The sequence below is a fragment of the Endozoicomonas sp. SESOKO4 genome, from assembly GCF_024606275.1.
The window spans coordinates 1-1,129 of record NZ_JAHHPS010000614.1 but is presented as its reverse complement, the minus strand read 5'-3'; the positions used below and the strand labels follow the sequence as shown (position 1 = coordinate 1,129).

Annotated in this window: 3 protein-coding genes; 1 reads left to right on the top strand and 2 read right to left on the bottom strand. The window is 48.1% G+C overall.

Going from position 1 to position 1,129, the window contains the following annotated elements:
• Nucleotides 1–13: 13 nt before the first annotated feature.
• On the bottom strand, nucleotides 14–292 hold the full coding sequence (locus KDK16_RS11965) for an addiction module antidote protein (protein WP_257276296.1): 279 nt from the start codon (nucleotides 290–292) through the stop codon (nucleotides 14–16).
• Between the two features lie 3 nt (nucleotides 293–295).
• Nucleotides 296–595, bottom strand: coding sequence for a type II toxin-antitoxin system RelE/ParE family toxin (locus KDK16_RS11960; protein WP_257276295.1), 300 nt, complete (start codon nucleotides 593–595; stop codon nucleotides 296–298).
• Between the two features lie 186 nt (nucleotides 596–781).
• On the opposite strand from KDK16_RS11960, the gene KDK16_RS11955 reads away from it, so the two are divergent.
• Nucleotides 782–928 (top strand): hypothetical protein, encoded by a 147-nt coding sequence (locus KDK16_RS11955; protein WP_257276294.1) that lies wholly within the window; start codon nucleotides 782–784, stop codon nucleotides 926–928.
• Nucleotides 929–1,129: the final 201 nt, after the last annotated feature.

Genomic DNA, 1,129 nt, shown 5'->3' with positions numbered 1-1,129 from the left:
AGCACTCACCAGATCAGGCTGCAATAGTCAGCCTGACACCCAGCGCTTTCAGCAGTCGATGTACGGTATCCCAACGAGGTTGAGCTTTGCCATTGAATGCCTTGTAGAGGCTTTCCCGGTTGAGCCCGGTCTGTCTGGCCAGCTCGGTTACGCCCTTGTGCTTGACCACATCGCCCAGGGCGATAATGAACACGGCAGGATCATCGTCCAGATAGGCTTCGGTCAGGAATTCAGCAATTTCATTCTCCTGCAGCATTTCTACAGGGTTTATGGGGGTCAGTTTCAGAGCCATGAGTCAATCCTCCAATTGTTGCAACAGGTCTTTGGCCTTTTTAATGTCCCGGTTCTGGCTGGATTTGTCGCCACCGCACAGCAATATCACTATCTGCTGGTTGCGGAGCGTGTAGTAAAGACGATAGCCCTTGCCCACAAACAGGCGCATTTCACTGACGCCATCGCCTACCGGTTTGGTATCGCCCAGATTGCCCGCCTTTGCTCGGTTAATCCGCAGGGCAACCGCCTTGGCGGCTTGTCTGTCCCTCAGCTCCCGGAACCACTGATTAAATATTTCGGTCGAGACCACTTCGTATTTCATGGTTTAATCGTAGCTTACAGGCTACGCATTAGCAAACGAATAAAAGACTTGTTAACAAACATAACGGACTGTTATTGATTCGCTCCCATGCTCCAGCGTGGGAGCGTGATGAAAGATCCGGCAGCTGTCCCGACGGTGCGGATGTTATGCGGCGATTTGCACTGAACAAGCAGAAAGGAAAATAAAATGGCTATTGAAATGAGTATGAAACTTTCCCCAAAACAAGCGGGGAAGCTTTACCAAAGAAGAATGAAACAAGAAGACAGTTCAAGAAGCTTTAAAAAGAAGTTGTTCTGCTGCGTGACGTTCTCTGGCAAGCCTTTGCGGGTGTAAGTTTATTGTTCAAGGTTAGAGATATGAGCCAAACACAAGAAAAAATAAGGCTGCATAATCGCAGCCCTATTTTGGTTATAAGTATAAGTAACGCATTATCATCCAGGTGTTTCTGCCAAACTTGGATTAAGCCCGTGGCATAAAACCCGCCTTTTTGTTCATTTCAGATTACGGATTACCACCAAGCTTCAAACTGCACGC

Bases quoted from the DNA above. Each gene is read 5' to 3' on its own strand.
- KDK16_RS11965 (WP_257276296.1), bottom strand. From the start codon at position 292: ATGGCTCTGAAACTGACCCCCATAAACCCTGTAGAAATGCTGCAGGAG.
- KDK16_RS11960 (WP_257276295.1), bottom strand. From the start codon at position 595: ATGAAATACGAAGTGGTCTCGACCGAAATATTTAATCAGTGGTTCCGG.
- KDK16_RS11955 (WP_257276294.1), top strand. From the start codon at position 782: ATGGCTATTGAAATGAGTATGAAACTTTCCCCAAAACAAGCGGGGAAG.